Consider the following 14,395-nt stretch of genomic DNA (forward strand, 5'->3'; position numbering starts at 1 on the left):
GTCTCGCTTGAACCAGCCTCTGTTCCAAGACTAGGAACACGTCCGCATACAACTGATAAATGTGTCAGTTTCTCCCGACACTATTTACTGCAATGCTGATGCCTGGAACATCCAGTGGCTGGGCTCGGCCACCTCTACGGTCCAGGGCCAACCGAGCTCCGCAAGCGGCTGTTAGTTTAGCCCCCAGTACTCTCACGAAGGCGTGGCGGATGTCGTAAGCCATCAACCAGTCGCAATCGCAGTCCCCTCGAGGCATCCAATAATGCAGTACGTTTCTTACACACCCTACGGATTTGTTCGTGAGTTAACTGGAACTGTGGGCTTCAGTGGCAATTGCCATTTGAACGCTACAGCAATCTATTTCTTAGGGACCGGTCATCATCGACCGTATGACACCACCACCCTGCGATTTCTCTCACCCGATAGTTCGAGCCCATTCAGTGAGGGAGGCCTGAACAGTTACGCGTATTGCGCAGGAGATCCCGTTAACTATAGCGATCCCTCGGGATACGCACGTCAACCGATAGTCAGCCAGTTAGCTAAACGATCAGGAGTCGCTGACATAATCAATACGCGAGCAAAACGAGCCGCCCACCCAATTGTTACCAAGGATGTAGTACATCCGTTAAAATCTCTGGCCCTAGAGTAAAAGGTAAAAGCGACAAAGTCAAGTTCCGCCGAGAAACCACTAGGCCCCGTGCCTTTTCACTATGGCGCTAACCGACCCGCAGGCCGATCAATAATAGAAGTAACAAACTCCCCAGAAGAAGCAGACTTGAAGCGCTTTATCTCGAGCACTCAAGAATCTAGAACCCAAAACAGGATGCGCTATCGGGAATCTCAGCTAAAATTCCTTCTGAAACATTTACCAGACAACCATGCTTTAGCTTTGCAACTCACTCAAGAACGGTCTTCCACTATTAGAACGACAGGCCTCATCCCGGTTGTCACTGAGCAAGCCCCAAAACTTCCACCCCGCCCATTCGCATAGGACATCCACGTGGCACAATGAGTTTATGGCTTCACGCCGACCCTCACAGACAACGGTGTAAGCTCATCCAGACTCCCGGTCACGTCTGCGTCGGTAATGACGCGACCACGCTCATCTGGCGCAGGTTGCGCAACATCGCTGCACTGTGGGCCTCGGCGGCTAACGACCAAAACGTGAGATGCCTTTTTTTTCGATTCTGCACAGGCATCGGTTCAACAAGCCGACCACGTGAAGTCATGCTCGGTGAGAGAGCCTATAACCCGGCCTGCCCCGGAAAACCTGACGCTACCTCACCGCGATCTGTCGATGACGCTGCTGCGCCGCATAGGCCACCTGCGGCCACAGCTGCACCGTCTCGCCCGGCAGGCACTGGGCCAACCGCGCGACCGCCAACGGGCTCAGCGCGCCCAGCCGCGGATACCCGCCGATGGTCTGGCGGTCGTTGAGCAGGATGATCGGCTGGCCATCGGGCGGCACCTGCACCGCGCCCAGCGGGATACCCTCGGAAATCAGGCCCGGCCCGCTATAGCGCAGCGCCTCGCCGGTCAGGCGCAGGCCCATGCGGTCGCTGCGTGCGTCCACGGTCCAGGCTCGGTTGAAGGCATCGAACAGGCTTTGCCCGGTAAAACCACCGGCCTGGGCGCCGAGAATCAGTTCGAGCCGCGCTGGGCTGAACAGGTCGGGAATCCGCGCCGCAGGCACGGCGCGCACGGCGGCCGGCTCATCGCCCCAGGCCAACCGGTCGCCCACACGCAAGGCACTGCCCTGCCCATCCAGCCCGCCGACCGCTTCGCGCTGCACCGTGGCGCAGCTGCCGGCCAGCAGCGGCGCCTGGACGCCCCCCGGCAGCGCCAGGTAGGCCCGTGCGCCCAGGCGCGGGGTGGCGAAGCGCAGCCGCTGCCCGTGAGCGACTCTGAACGGGCGCCACACTTCCAGCGACTGGCCGTCCAGGGTGGCGCCAAGGTCCGCGCCGGCCAGTGCCAACCAACCCTCACCTTGGCACTCCAGGTGCAGCCCGCCGAGAGTGATTTCCACCACGGCGGCGTTCAGTTCGTTGCCCAGCATCCAGTTGGCCCAGTGCTGGGCCAGCCAATCGAGCGCGCCGCCCTGGGTCAGTCCCAAGTGCCGCACCCCGCTGCGGCCGCCGTCTTGAACGCTGGCTTGCGGGCCGGCTTTTTCCACGATCAGTGCCGTCATGGCTGCGCCTCCATCGGCGTTGCATCGCCGCCCAGGCGAAGGAATTGCTCACGTTCGATCGGCACGAAGCGCACCCGGTCACCAGGTCGCAGCAAGCTGAAGCCCTCCAGCGCCGGATCGAACAAACGGGTCGGGCAGCGCCCCACCAGGTTCCAGCCACCGGGCGAGACGGCCGGGTAGATCGCCGTCTGCCGCTCGGCGATGCCCACGCTGCCGGCGGCCACCGCCTTGCGTGGGGTAGCCAGGCGTGGGCTGGCAAGACGTGGGTCGACCAGGCCCATGAAGCCGAAGCCGGGCGCAAAGCCCAGGGCGAACACCGAATAAGCGCGGCCGCTGTGCAGGGCGATCAGTTCCTCCACGGCCAGGCCGCGCTGGCGGGCCAGAGGTTCCAGGTCGGGGCCGACGCTTGGGTGGTACCACACCGGCAGCGACACTTCGCGGCCCTGCTCGGCCGTCGCCGGAGTGAGTCCGCTCAAGGCTTGCTGGCACAGGCTGCGGGCCTGGGCATCGTCCAGTTGCGCCAGGTCGTAGTGCAGCATCAAGGTGGTGTACGACGGCACCAGGTCCAGCAGCGCCGTACCGAACGTTGTGCGAAGCCGCTCGGCAGCGGCCAGCAGCCAGGGCACGTTGGCTTCGTCGATGGCGTCGAACAGGCGCAGGGTCAGGCAGTCGATGGCGGCAAGTTCCACACGCAGGTTCATGCCGGCAGACCGTCCAAGGCCTGACGGATCTGTCGCACCGCGGCCACTGACGCCGGGTTGTCGCCATGCACGCAGAGGGTATCGACCTGCAAGCGCAAGGCGCTGCCGTCGCGGGTGAGCAAGGGCTCGCCGCGCGCCAGGCCCAGGGCCTGCGCCACCACCTGCGCCGGCTCGTGGTGCACCGCGCCGGGCAGGCGCCGACTGACCAGTTGCCCATCGGGTTCGTAGGCACGGTCGGCGAACGCTTCGAACCAGAGGTTCAGGCCGTGTTCGGCCGCCAATGCGCGACTGGCGCTGGTATCGGCAGTGGCCATCAGCATCAGCGGCAGTTGCGCGTCATAGGCGCGCACGGCACGCATCACCGCCGCCAGGCGCAGCGGGTCGGCCATCATGTCGTTGTATAGCGCGCCATGGGGTTTGACGTAGCGCACCTGAGTCCCCTCGGCTCGGCACATCGCCTCCAGCGCGCCCAGTTGATACAGCACCAGGTCTTCGATCTCCTGCGCCGAGCAGGCCATGCTGCGCCGGCCGAAGCCTGCAAGGTCGGGATAGGCCGGGTGCGCGCCGATGCGTACGCCATGGCGCACGGCCAGGGCCACGGTGCGGCGCATGATCCCAGGGTCGCCGGCGTGGAAGCCGCAGGCGATGTTGGCGCAGTCGATCAAAGGCATGACCTGTTCGTCCAGCCCCATGGACCAGGCGCCGAAGCTTTCTCCGATATCGCAATTGAGCAGGGGGCGTTTCATGGGCGTCTCCAGATGACCGATGCGCTCGATGGTCGCGCCCGGCTCGCGCCCCCGTCCAACGGGTTATTCCGGCCAGGGGTGAACAGTAAAGTCGATCACCCTATGATGGAGGCCTTTCCCCAGTACAGGCCTGCGGCATGAATCTCAAATTCCTGGAAACCTTCATCTGGGTCGCGCGCCTGGGCAGCTTTCGACTGGCGGCGCAAAAGCTGTTCAGCACCCAGGCCGCGGTGTCCAACCGCATCGCCGCGCTGGAACAGGACCTGGGGGTGCGCCTGTTCGAGCGCGACGCTCGCGGCGCGACCCTGACGCCGCGTGGCCAGGCGCTGCTCGGCCATGCCGAACTGGTGCTCGACAGCAGTCACGCGCTGCGCCAGGCGGCAGTGGCCGACCAGCCGGGGCGTGTGCGCGTGGGCGTGATGGAAAGCGTGATCCACACCTGGCTGGCGCCCTTCATCCAGCGCGTAGGCAGCCTGTACCCGGCCTTGGAGCTCGACCTGCAGGCCGATACCGCGCGCAACCTGGCCGAGCAATTGCGCCGTGGCCAACTGGATCTGATCCTGCAAACCGACCCACTGCCCGACGAGGGCCTGCGCAATGCGCACCTGGCGAGCTACCCCATGGCCTGGCTGGCGCGTCCGGCGAGTGTCTGGGTGGCTACCGACCTTGTGCAGATTTCGCAACAGCGCCTGATCACGTTTTCCCGCCATTCTCGCCCGCACCAGGACCTGCTCGGCCTGCTCCACGCCCACGGGCTGCGCGCGCCGCGCTTGTGCTGCATCAACTCGGTGGCGGCCATCGAACGGCTGCTGGCCGAAGATTTCGGCATTGCCGCGCTGCCGCCTGCGCTGGTCGACGATGCCCTGCGCAGTGGCCGTCTGTGCCAGTTGAGCGTGCAGCCGTTGCCTGCGGATCTGCAGATGTTCGCCAGCTGGCGTGTCGGCGCTGGCCTGGACAGGGTCGAGAATCTGGTCGATGCGGCGCGTACCGCCGCCGAGGCCCACGCCGCCGGATTGCCCCGAGGGCATGCGCGTGTGAACTGAAAACGCACCATCGAGTAACACTGTGGCCGCTTGGCAACCCAAAAATGGGCATTGGCACAATCGTCACAGTCAAAGACGCAACGAATAAAGCCCTCAAAAACCGCGATACATGCAATTTTTGGCACGCCAATTGATATGCATTCGGATAACGATTGTTGAACAATCCACCTTCCGGAGTCACCCATGTCTCGACGTGCCAGCCCTGCCCTTTCCCTGCTTGTCGCCGCCCTGCTCGCCAGCGCCGGCGCCCATGCCGCCGACGCGACCTTGCAACCGCAACGCCTGAGCATCGGCTCCGACCTCACCTACCCGCCCTACGCCTACCTCGAACAAGGCAAGCCCGCCGGCTTCGATCCGACCTTCATGGGCCTGCTGGGCAAGCACATGAAGCTGGAACCGACATTCGTCGACACGCGCTTCGCCAACCTGGTGATGGGCGTCAACGCCCGCCGTTTCGATCTGGTCGCCTCGGCGCTGTACGTCACCCCGGAGCGCGCCGCCCAGGTGGATTTCCTGCCCTACCTGAAAAGCGGCGCATCGCTGATGGTGCGCGCCGACGACAGTTTCCGCCCGCAGCGCCCCGAAGACCTGTGCGGCAAGCGGGTCGGTTCGATCAAGGGCGGCTCGTGGATTCCCAAGCTGACGCGCCTGTCGAAGGACTATTGCCAGGCCAACGGCCAGGCGCCGATCGACTCGCGCGAATACCCCACCTCGCCGGAAGCGGCCCAGGCCCTGCTGGCCAAGGCCATCGACGTGCAATTCGAAGACGCTGCCGTGGCGCGCATCATCAGCGACAAGCTCAATGGCCGCATCACCCTCAGTTCCGACAGCCTGATCTACCCGGTGGTCATCGGCCTGGCCGTGCGCAAGGGCAACGAAGCGCTGCTCGGCGAGCTGCATGAGGGCTTCAGCGCGCTCAAGGCCAGCGGCGAATACCAAACCTTGCTCGGCCAGTACAACCTGGCCGAACCCAGCCCCGCCGACATCGCCCAGGCCCTGGGCCAGCCCAGCGCCGCCGCGCAGTAGATCGGAGCTCTCCCCATGCAATTCGACTGGCATTACGCCCTCGGCCTATTGACCAACGGCGACTTCTGGAAAGCCGTAGGCACCGTGGTCGAGCTGAGCCTGGAAACCTGGGTGCTGGGCATCGTGCTGGGCTTTCTCCTGGCCCTGGCCCGGCAATCGTCCAAGCGCCTGCTCAACCGCGCCGCGGCGCTGTACATCTGGTTCTTCCGCAGCCTGCCGCTGTTGGTGCTGTTGATCTTCGTCTACAACCTGCCACAGGTATTTCCATCCACCAGCGTGCTGCTGTCCAACCCCTATGCGGCAGGGCTCATCGCCCTGGTGCTGAGCGAGGCGGCCTACATCGCCGAGATCCATCGCGGCGGCCTGCTGGCTGTGGCCAAGGGGCAACTGGAGGCCGGCAAGGCCCTGGGCATCGGCTACAGCGGCGTGCAACGGCTGATCGTCATTCCCCAAGCCCTGCGCGTGGCCTTGCCGACGCTCGCCAACGAGTACATCACCATCGTCAAGCTGACCTCGCTGGTGTCGGTGATCTCGCTGGCCGAAATCCTGCTGGTCGGGCAACAGCTGTACACGCAGAACTTCCTGGTCATGGAGACCATGCTGGCGGTGGCGTTCTACTACGTGCTGATCGTCACCGTGTTCAGCTTCCTGCTGCAGCGACTGGAGCGTTACCTGGACGTCAGCCAGCGCAAGCCGCGCGCGGTCGCCGACAGCACTGCCAACGTCGCAGCGCCGGCGCCGACCAGCACCGGGCAAGACGGGCTGGCGCTCAGCGTGCGCGGCGCGGGCAAGCACTATGGCCAGCTCGAAGTGCTCAAGGACATCGACCTGGACGTGCGTTTCGGCGAGGTGGTGTCGATCATCGGCCCGTCCGGCTCGGGCAAGACCACCCTGATCCGCACCCTCAACGGCCTGGAAAGCCTGGACCGCGGCAGCGTCGAGCTGTGCGGCCAGGCCTTCCTGCGCGGCACCCAGGAGCCCGGCGGCGCGCTGGGGACGCGCCGGCACATGGATGGCATCGTGCAGGTCGGCATGGTGTTCCAGGGCTTCAACCTGTTTCCCCACCACACCGTGCTCGACAACGTGCTGCTTGCCCCGCGCCACCATGGCCACGCCGATGCCGAGCAGTTGCGCGCCCTTGGCCTTTCACTACTGGCCAAGGTGGGCCTGCGCGAGCATGCCGGCAAATACCCGCACCAACTGTCTGGCGGGCAGCAGCAGCGCGTGGCGATTGCCCGTGCCCTGGCCATGCGGCCCAAGGTGATGCTGTTCGACGAACCGACCTCGGCCCTGGACCCGGAGCTGGTGGGCGACGTGCTGAAGGTCATCGAGGAGCTGGCACGCGAGGGCATGACCATGATCATCGTCACCCACGAGATGAAATTCGCCTTCCAGGTCTCTGACCGTGTGGTGTTCATGGAAAGCGGGCAAATCGTCCAGGCCGGCTCGCCGCGCCAGTTGCTGGACAACCGCAGCGAGCGCATGGGGCGTTTTCTCAAGGACGTGCAATTGGCATGAAGACTCCAACCGAAACCGTTTTGTCGCTGGCCGACCAGGTGGCCTGCGAGCTGCGCGAAGACATCATCGGCGGGCGCCTGCTGCCGGGCATGGCGCTGGTCGAAGCGGACCTGGTGAACCGCTACAACGCCTCGCGCAATACCGTGCGCGAGGCCCTGCACCGGCTCGGTCGCGAAGGCCTGGCCACCTACGTGCGCAACAAAGGGGTGATGGTCCGGCGCGTTGGCGCCGCCGAAGTGCGCGACCTGTTCCTGGTGCGGCGCACGCTGGAGATCCAGGCCATCCTGGGCAGCAAGCCGCTGCGCGAGTATCAGTCCGACCGCATGCTCGAAGCCATCGAGGCAGCTGAGCTGGCCCGTGACCGCGAAGACTGGCAAGTCTTCGGCACCCACAGCCTGCGCTTCCACCAGCACATCGTCGGTTTGCTGCGCAGCCCCTTGCTGGACGACTTCTTTACCAACATCGCGGCGCAAATGCGCCTGGTGTTCGCAGTGGCGCCCGATGAAGAGAACTTCCAACGCCCGTGGCTCGAACGCGACCACGAAATCCACGACCTGCTCGCCGCCGGCCATCGCCAGGCGGCGGCCGACGCCATGAACCGTTACCTCGACGACTCCGAGCATGCCCTGCTCGACCTGTTGAGCCACCCTGCCCGCGCCTAGCCCAGCCCCTGTGCTGGCCGGCTTATGGAGATACCTATGAAACCCGTTGCCCTGACCCAAGCCCCCGACGACGCCGCGCAGCGCAAGGCCATCGCGCCGGTGCTCTGCTACCCGGTGCAAACCCTGCCACGGCCTGACATCGATGCCTACCGCGCCGTGCGCGACGGCCTCACGCTGGTCGAGACCGTGGTAGTGCCGGCCCGCGACGCCGCCACCTTCCGCGTGCCCGCCGGCGGATTCTTCCGCATCGTCTCCACCGAAGGCCCGCAAGTCGGCGACCTCAACCTGTTCAACCAGCACGACCTCAGCGAGCGTTTCTACACCGGCAAGACCCGCGCCCTGAACGGCACCCACCTGGGCGTCGGCGACCAGCTGTTCACCAGCTTCCCGACCTTGCGGCCAATGGCAACCATCACCCACGACACCCTCGACTGGTACGGCTTCGACGCCTTCGGCGGCTCGGTGCACGATGTCATCGGCACGCGCTGCGACCCCTACACGCATAACCTGCTCAGCGACGGCGGCCAGTACCACCATTGCTGCCACTCCAACCTGACCCGTGCGCTGTCGACCGCCACTGGCCTCACGCCGCACCAGGCCGAACCCCATGTGCACGATGTGCTCAATGTGTTCATGTGCACTGGGTTCACCCGCGATACCGGGCAGTACTTCATGAAGGCAAGCCCGGTAAGGCCGGGGGATTTTCTGGAGTTCTTCGCCGAGATCGATCTGCTGGGGTGTCTGTCGGCCTGCCCGGGCGGCGATTGCTCTTCCGAGCACTCGTCCGATTCGGCCAGGTGTTACCCGCTGCTGGTGGAAATCTACACGGCCACGCAGCGGCCTGAGGGCTGGGTCGCGCCCAAGGTCAATGGCTATGACCGCTGCCATGGCGTAGCAGGCTGAGGCTCAGCCAAGGCGCAGCGCCTGACAGGATGGGGCCGCGAAGCGACCCCGAATAGCTTACGGCGTCAGCGGCGCGTCGAGCTGCATCACCAGCACACCCAGCGGCGGCAGGTTCAGCGACAACGAGTATCCCTGACCATGGCTGGGCAGGTGCTCGGCGTTCACGCCGCCGCCGTTGCCGACGTTGCTCCCGGCATAGCGCTCGGCGTCGCTATTGAGTAGCTCGCGCCATTGACCATCGGACGGCACGCCGACCCGATAGGCCTCGCGCGGCACTGGGGTGAAGTTGGCCACCACCAGCACCGGCTCGCCCTCGCGGCTCCAGCGCAGCCAGGCGAACACACTGTTCTGCGCGTCATCACCGATCAGCCACTGGAAGCCTGCCGGCTTGCAGTCCTGGTCATGCAGGGCGGGTAGCTCGCGATACAGGCGGTTGAGGTCACTGACCAAGTCCTGCACGCCGCGGTGCTCGGCGTACTGCAACAGGTACCAGTCCAGCTGATGATCGTGGTTCCACTCACGCCATTGGCCAAATTCACAGCCCATGAACAGCAGTTTCTTGCCCGGGTGCATCCACATGAAGGTCAGATAGGCACGCAGGTTGGCAAACTTCTGCCAGCGGTCGCCGGGCATCTTGTCGATCAGCGAGTGCTTGCCGTGCACCACCTCATCGTGGGAAATCGGCAGCACGAAGCGCTCGGAATAGGCATACACCAGGCCGAAACTCAGCTCATTGTGGTGATGCGGACGATGGATCGGGTCGTTCTGGATGTAGTGCAGCGTGTCGTGCATCCAGCCCATGTTCCACTTGTAGCTGAAGCCCAGACCGCCCTGCTCCACAGGTTGGCTGACCCCCGGCCAGGCCGTGGACTCTTCAGCGATGATCAACGCCCCCGGCACCTCCTGCGCCGCCACGCTGTTGAGTTGGCGGATGAACTCGATGGCTTCAAGGTTCTCCCGCCCGCCGTACCGGTTCGGCACCCATTCGCCGGCCTTGCGCGAGTAGTCGCGGTAGAGCATCGAGGCCACCGCGTCGACGCGCAGCCCATCGATGTGAAAGTGCTTGAGCCAGTGCAGGGCCGACGCCAGCATGAAACCGCGCACCTCGTTGCGGCCGAGGTTGTAGATCAGCGTGTTCCAGTCCTGGTGGAAGCCTTCGTGGGGGTTGGCGTACTCATACAACGCCGTGCCATCGAAACGTGCCAGGCCATGCTCGTCGGTGGGGAAATGCGCCGGTACCCAGTCGAGAATCACGCCGATGCCGCCCTGGTGACAGGCATCGATGAAGGCAGCGAAATCCTCCGCAGTGCCATACCGTGAGGTCGGGGCGAACATCGACAGCGGCTGGTAGCCCCACGAGCCGCCGAAGGGGTGTTCCATGATCGGCAGCAACTCGATGTGGGTAAAACCCAGCTGCTGAACGTACGGCACCAGGTGCTCGGCCAGCTCGCGCCAGTTGTACAGGCGCGCGGTGTCACCCAGCTCATCCAGTTCGCAGCGCCACGAGCCTGCATGCAGCTCGTAGATCGACAACGGCGCGCTCACCGCGTGACGCTGGTCTCGCTGAGCCATCCACTCACCATCGCCCCAGGTGTGGGCCAGCGAACCGGCGACTTTCGAGGCGGTGCTCGGCGGCAGCTCGGTGGCGCGGGCCAGGGGGTCGGCCTTGAGCGGCAACACGCCCTCGGCACCCAGCACTTCGAACTTGTAGGTTTCGCCCGGGCCCAGGCGTGGTACGAACAGCTCCCATACCCCAGCGCCATGGCGCAGGCGCATCGGATGGCGGCGGCCATCCCAGTTATTAAAACACCCCACCACCGACACGCGCCGGGCATTGGGCGCCCAGACCGAGAAACACACGCCCTCGACCCCTTCGACCTGCATCGGCTGCGCGCCGAAGCGCGACGACAGATCACGGTGTGTGCCCTCGTTGAACAGGTGCAGGTCCATATCGCCAAGTACCGCGCCAAAACTATAGGGGTCTTCAGTGACTTGCTCGCCGCCGGCCCAGCCGATCTGCAGCAGGTAGGGCTGGGAGTGCTCGAGGTGCGCGGTGAACAGGCCGGGCAGAAGGCTGCTTTGATGCATCTCGGCCAGCACGCGGCCGTCATCCCGGGCCAGCACCTTGGCATGCAGGGCGCTGGGCAAGAAGGCCCGAACGCTGATGCCACCGCTCGCGTCGCGGTGCGGGCCCAGCACGGCGAACGGGTCGGCGTGCTCGGCGCGCGCCAGTTCGTTCAGATCGTGCTGGCGCAGACCGCCATTGTCACGCGTTGTCGCATTCATTCAGGACTCTCCCCAGGTACTGATCAGTCCATACAGGCCATGCAAAGGCACGGCCAGCCAAGCGGGACGGTTTTCGGCTTCATAAGTGATTTCGTAGGCAGCCTTCTCCAGACTGAACAGCTCCAGCGCCGCACGCTCGCCCTCGGCCTGCGCCCAGACATGGGGCAGGTCGGCAGTGGCCAGGCTGTAGGCGTCGATGAAGGCTTGTCGCGACTGATGCAGGTATTGCCGGGCAACGCGCTGCCGCGCCTGGCGCTCGCTGTCGGCCAGGTCGCCGGCTGCGGCACTGCGCAGAATCATGGCGCCAGCATAGTCGAAAGAACGCAGCACGCCGCTGACATCTTTGAAAGGGCTATGCCGCGCTCGGCGCTCCTCCAAGGGCCGCGAAGGCTCGCCCTCGAAGTCGATCAGGTACGCATCGCCCTGCACGACCAGCACTTGACCCAGGTGCAGGTCGCCATGCACACGAATCAGCAGGCCGCCGCGCGCCTGTTCAGCCAGCCGCGCGACGTGCTCGGCCAGGCCATCACGTTTATGCAGCAGCTCATCGACCAGCGCCTGGCTGTCTAGATCGAGCCCAGCGCGATGCTGTTGGAGCAGGTCGAGGGCATGGCCGAGCTCTGCACTGATCTGACTGGCCCAGCGCTGGCTGTCGGCCGCCTCGCTGACCTGCGGGGCGAACGCTGCGTCGTCGCTGGGTGCGGCCAGGTGCAGGTGCATCTCGCCCAGCCGCCGCCCGAACAGTGCAGCGAATCCGGCCAACTCCGCCTGAGCGTCAGCATGCCCCTGGTCGGCCTGGTGATCGGCCTCCAGCTCGTCACGAATCGCCCGTTCCAGGGTGTTCTGGGTCCAGGCCCAGGCATCGCCCTGGTTGCTCAGATAGCCCTGGGCGATCATCAACAGGTGCGGTTGCGCTTGTGCATCCACCCGGCTGACCCAGGCCAGCAGCGGCGAGATGTTGGCAAAACCTGCCTGGGTAAGGTAGGCACTCATTTCCAGTTCAGGGTGGATGCCGCCATTGACCCGGCGAATCAGCTTGAGCACCAGGCTCTCGCCGACCACCACCGAGCTGTTGGACTGCTCGGCGCTGAGGTAGCGCACCGAGGTCTGCTCGTCGATACCGTGGGCGGCCAGTTGCTCGGTGCAGTGGAACTGCAACTCGCCCTCCTCCAGCGCCAAGCGCGACTGCTGCTGGCAGGCCAGCAGCACTTGGCGAATGAACGGCTCGAGCACGAAGGCGTCGGTGATCAGCCCCACTTCACGACCTCGGCGCACCCGCGACAAGGCCAGTTGCTGCGGCAACGCGCTGCTGATGTGTTCCTCACGCAGCAGGCCGAACGGCAACTGATAGCGGCTGGCGACGCCGTTGCTCAGCACTTCGATTTCGGTCAGCAGCACCGGCGTTTCCGCCGTGCCGAAGCGAGTGCCGTAGCACAGGCGGATGTCGTCGATCGGCCCTTCCTTGCCGGCGAACCAACGCCGCTTGGGCAGGTACTGCGGCAGAATGGCCTGTTGCAAGGTGTCGCGCCCCGGCGCCTGCAACAGTTCCTCCATGCGCTGGCGCAGCACCAGGGTGGTCAGTTCGGGCAGCGCTTCGGCCGGCTCCTGGTGCCAGCTGGGCATGCGTTCGCGGCTGGCCAGCTGGAACCAGTAAAAGCCGTAGGGCGCCAGGGTCAGCAGGAACGGCAGTTGGCCGATGGGTGGAAAAGCGCTCCCGCCGAGCATTTCCACCGGGACTTTGTCGACGTACGGCGAAAGGTCCAGCTCCGCCGCCTGGGCAGTACGCGAAACGTTAGCCACGCAGAGGATGATTTCCTGGTTGCCAGCCTCGTCGGTGTATTCGCGCAGGTAGGCCAGGATGCGCCGGTTGCTCGGTGTCAGCGTCTTGAGCGTGCCGCGGCCGAACGCTTTTTGCTGATTGCGCACCGCGATCAGCCGACGGTTCCAGTTGAGCAGCGAATGTGGATCGTGGGATTGCGCCTCGACGTTGACGGTCTGGAAGCCATACAGCGGGTCCATCACCGGTGGCAGCACCAGGCGCTGCGGGTCGGCGCGGGAGAATCCGCCGTTGCGGTCCGGCGACCACTGCATGGGCGTGCGCACACCGTCGCGGTCACCCAGATAGATGTTGTCACCCATGCCCAGCTCGTCACCGTAGTACAGGGTCGGGGTGCCAGGCATCGACAGCAGCAGGCTGGTGAGCAGTTCGATACGGCGGCGGTCACGCTGCAGCAGCGGCGCCAGACGCCTGCGGATGCCCAGGTTGATGCGCGCGCGGCGATCCTCGGCGTAGTGGTTCCATAGGTAGTCGCGCTCACGGTCGGTGACCATTTCCAAGGTCAGTTCATCGTGGTTGCGCAGAAAGATCGCCCACTGGCACTTGGCCGGGATTTCCGGGGTCTGGCGCAGGATGTCGGTGATCGGGAAGCGGTCTTCCATGGCCAGGGCCATGTACATGCGCGGCATCAGCGGGAAATGGAAGGCCATGTGGCATTCGTCGCCCTCGCCCTCACCGAAGTATGGGCGGGTGTCTTCCGGCCACTGGTTGGCTTCGGCAAGCAGCATGCGATCAGGATAGTTGGCATCGATCTCGGCGCGGATGGCCTTGAGCACCTGATGGGTCTCGGGCAGGTTCTCGTTGTTGGTGCCGTCACGCTCGATCAGGTACGGAATGGCATCCAGGCGCAGACCATCGACGCCAATGTCCAGCCAGAAACGCATGACACCCATCACCCCCTTGAGCACCTGCGGGTTGTCGAAGTTCAAGTCCGGCTGATGGGAATAGAAGCGGTGCCAGAAGTACTGGCCGGCCACCGGGTCCCACGTCCAGTTGGACTTTTCCGTGTCGAGGAAGATGATCCGCGTGCCGTCGTATTTCTGGTCCGAGTCGGACCACACGTAGAAGTCGCGAGCCTTGCTGCCGGGCTTGGCGTGTCGCGCGCGCTGGAACCACGGGTGCTGGTCGGAGGTGTGGTTGATCACCAGCTCGGTGATGACCCGCAACCCACGCTTGTGCGCCTCGGCGATGAAGCGCCTGGCATCGGCCAGGTTGCCGTAGTCGGGGTGGACGGCCTTGTACTCGGCGATGTCATAGCCATCGTCGCGACGCGGCGAGGGATAGAACGGCAGCAGCCATAACGTGTTCACGCCCAGCTCGCAGATGTAATCGAGCTTGCTGATCAGCCCTGCGAAATCACCAATGCCGTCACCGTTGGCATCGAAGAACGACTTGACGTGCAACTGGTAGATCACCGCGTCCTTGTACCACAGCGGATCATCGATGAAGGCTGCCGGGCGTGTGCGCTTGGCCATGTGCTACTCC

Annotated in this window: 11 protein-coding genes; 6 read left to right on the forward strand and 5 right to left on the reverse strand. The window is 64.7% G+C overall.

Going from position 1 to position 14,395, the window contains the following annotated elements:
* The first annotated feature begins 262 nt into the window (after window positions 1–262).
* The gene (locus LK03_RS22970) at window positions 263–649 is read left to right on the forward strand and encodes an RHS repeat-associated core domain-containing protein (RefSeq protein ID WP_081951645.1); all 387 of its coding nucleotides are present in this window, start codon (window positions 263–265) and stop codon (window positions 647–649) included.
* Between the two features lie 627 nt (window positions 650–1,276).
* Here the strand turns inward: LK03_RS22970 and LK03_RS19080 are convergent.
* The 3 genes from LK03_RS19080 to LK03_RS19090 are packed head-to-tail and all read right to left on the reverse strand — an operon-like array spanning window position 1,277 to window position 3,635.
* Window positions 1,277–2,188 carry a biotin-dependent carboxyltransferase family protein gene (locus tag LK03_RS19080; protein ID WP_038414057.1) on the reverse strand — a complete coding sequence of 304 codons (912 nt, stop codon included), beginning with the start codon at window positions 2,186–2,188 and terminating at the stop codon, window positions 1,277–1,279.
* Window positions 2,185–2,889, reverse strand: coding sequence for a 5-oxoprolinase subunit PxpB (gene pxpB, locus LK03_RS19085; protein ID WP_038414058.1), 705 nt, complete (start codon window positions 2,887–2,889; stop codon window positions 2,185–2,187). The genes LK03_RS19080 and pxpB overlap by 4 nt, the downstream gene beginning before the upstream one ends.
* Window positions 2,886–3,635: a 5-oxoprolinase subunit PxpA gene (locus LK03_RS19090; RefSeq protein ID WP_038414060.1), complete on the reverse strand. Its 750-nt coding sequence runs from the start codon at window positions 3,633–3,635 to the stop codon at window positions 2,886–2,888. Before LK03_RS19090 ends, pxpB begins: the two co-directional genes overlap by 4 nt.
* A 137-nt stretch (window positions 3,636–3,772) precedes the next feature.
* Here LK03_RS19090 and LK03_RS19095 point away from each other — a divergent pair, with 137 nt between their 5' ends.
* The 5 genes from LK03_RS19095 to LK03_RS19115 all read left to right on the forward strand — a co-directional run bounded on the left by LK03_RS19095 (window position 3,773) and on the right by LK03_RS19115 (window position 8,787).
* Complete coding sequence (locus tag LK03_RS19095; protein ID WP_038414061.1) at window positions 3,773–4,678, forward strand: LysR family transcriptional regulator; 906 nt, start codon at window positions 3,773–3,775, stop codon at window positions 4,676–4,678.
* Between the two features lie 183 nt (window positions 4,679–4,861).
* Entirely contained in the window at window positions 4,862–5,704 is an 843-nt protein-coding gene (locus LK03_RS19100) for an ABC transporter substrate-binding protein (protein WP_038414062.1), read from the forward strand.
* 15 nt (window positions 5,705–5,719) lie between these two features.
* Window positions 5,720–7,222, forward strand: a complete 1,503-nt coding sequence (locus tag LK03_RS22685) for an amino acid ABC transporter permease/ATP-binding protein (protein ID WP_038414064.1) — start codon at window positions 5,720–5,722, stop codon at window positions 7,220–7,222.
* Complete coding sequence (locus tag LK03_RS19110; protein WP_038414065.1) at window positions 7,219–7,884, forward strand: GntR family transcriptional regulator; 666 nt, start codon at window positions 7,219–7,221, stop codon at window positions 7,882–7,884. The genes LK03_RS22685 and LK03_RS19110 overlap by 4 nt, the downstream gene beginning before the upstream one ends.
* Before the next feature lie 36 nt (window positions 7,885–7,920).
* Window positions 7,921–8,787, forward strand: coding sequence for an urea carboxylase-associated family protein (locus LK03_RS19115; RefSeq protein WP_038414067.1), 867 nt, complete (start codon window positions 7,921–7,923; stop codon window positions 8,785–8,787).
* Between the two features lie 57 nt (window positions 8,788–8,844).
* On the opposite strand, the gene glgB is transcribed toward LK03_RS19115, so the two are convergent.
* Together glgB and treS are read right to left on the reverse strand one after the other, a co-directional pair.
* Complete coding sequence (glgB, locus tag LK03_RS19120) at window positions 8,845–11,073, reverse strand: 1,4-alpha-glucan branching protein GlgB (RefSeq protein WP_038414069.1); 2,229 nt, start codon at window positions 11,071–11,073, stop codon at window positions 8,845–8,847.
* Window positions 11,074–14,385 carry a maltose alpha-D-glucosyltransferase gene (treS, locus tag LK03_RS19125; RefSeq protein ID WP_038414071.1) on the reverse strand — a complete coding sequence of 1,104 codons (3,312 nt, stop codon included), beginning with the start codon at window positions 14,383–14,385 and terminating at the stop codon, window positions 11,074–11,076.
* Window positions 14,386–14,395 lie beyond the last annotated feature (10 nt).

The organism is Pseudomonas cremoricolorata (assembly GCF_000759535.1).
Lineage (GTDB): Bacteria > Pseudomonadota > Gammaproteobacteria > Pseudomonadales > Pseudomonadaceae > Aquipseudomonas > Aquipseudomonas cremoricolorata_A.

Bases quoted from the DNA above. Each gene is read 5' to 3' on its own strand.
- pxpB (WP_038414058.1), bottom strand. From the start codon at position 2,889: ATGAACCTGCGTGTGGAACTTGCCGCCATCGACTGCCTGACCCTGCGC.
- LK03_RS22685 (WP_038414064.1), top strand. From the start codon at position 5,720: ATGCAATTCGACTGGCATTACGCCCTCGGCCTATTGACCAACGGCGAC.
- LK03_RS19115 (WP_038414067.1), top strand. From the start codon at position 7,921: ATGAAACCCGTTGCCCTGACCCAAGCCCCCGACGACGCCGCGCAGCGC.
- LK03_RS19080 (WP_038414057.1), bottom strand. From the start codon at position 2,188: ATGACGGCACTGATCGTGGAAAAAGCCGGCCCGCAAGCCAGCGTTCAA.
- glgB (WP_038414069.1), bottom strand. From the start codon at position 11,073: ATGAATGCGACAACGCGTGACAATGGCGGTCTGCGCCAGCACGATCTG.
- LK03_RS19110 (WP_038414065.1), top strand. From the start codon at position 7,219: ATGAAGACTCCAACCGAAACCGTTTTGTCGCTGGCCGACCAGGTGGCC.
- treS (WP_038414071.1), bottom strand. From the start codon at position 14,385: ATGGCCAAGCGCACACGCCCGGCAGCCTTCATCGATGATCCGCTGTGG.
- LK03_RS22970 (WP_081951645.1), top strand. From the start codon at position 263: ATGCAGTACGTTTCTTACACACCCTACGGATTTGTTCGTGAGTTAACT.
- LK03_RS19095 (WP_038414061.1), top strand. From the start codon at position 3,773: ATGAATCTCAAATTCCTGGAAACCTTCATCTGGGTCGCGCGCCTGGGC.
- LK03_RS19090 (WP_038414060.1), bottom strand. From the start codon at position 3,635: ATGAAACGCCCCCTGCTCAATTGCGATATCGGAGAAAGCTTCGGCGCC.
- LK03_RS19100 (WP_038414062.1), top strand. From the start codon at position 4,862: ATGTCTCGACGTGCCAGCCCTGCCCTTTCCCTGCTTGTCGCCGCCCTG.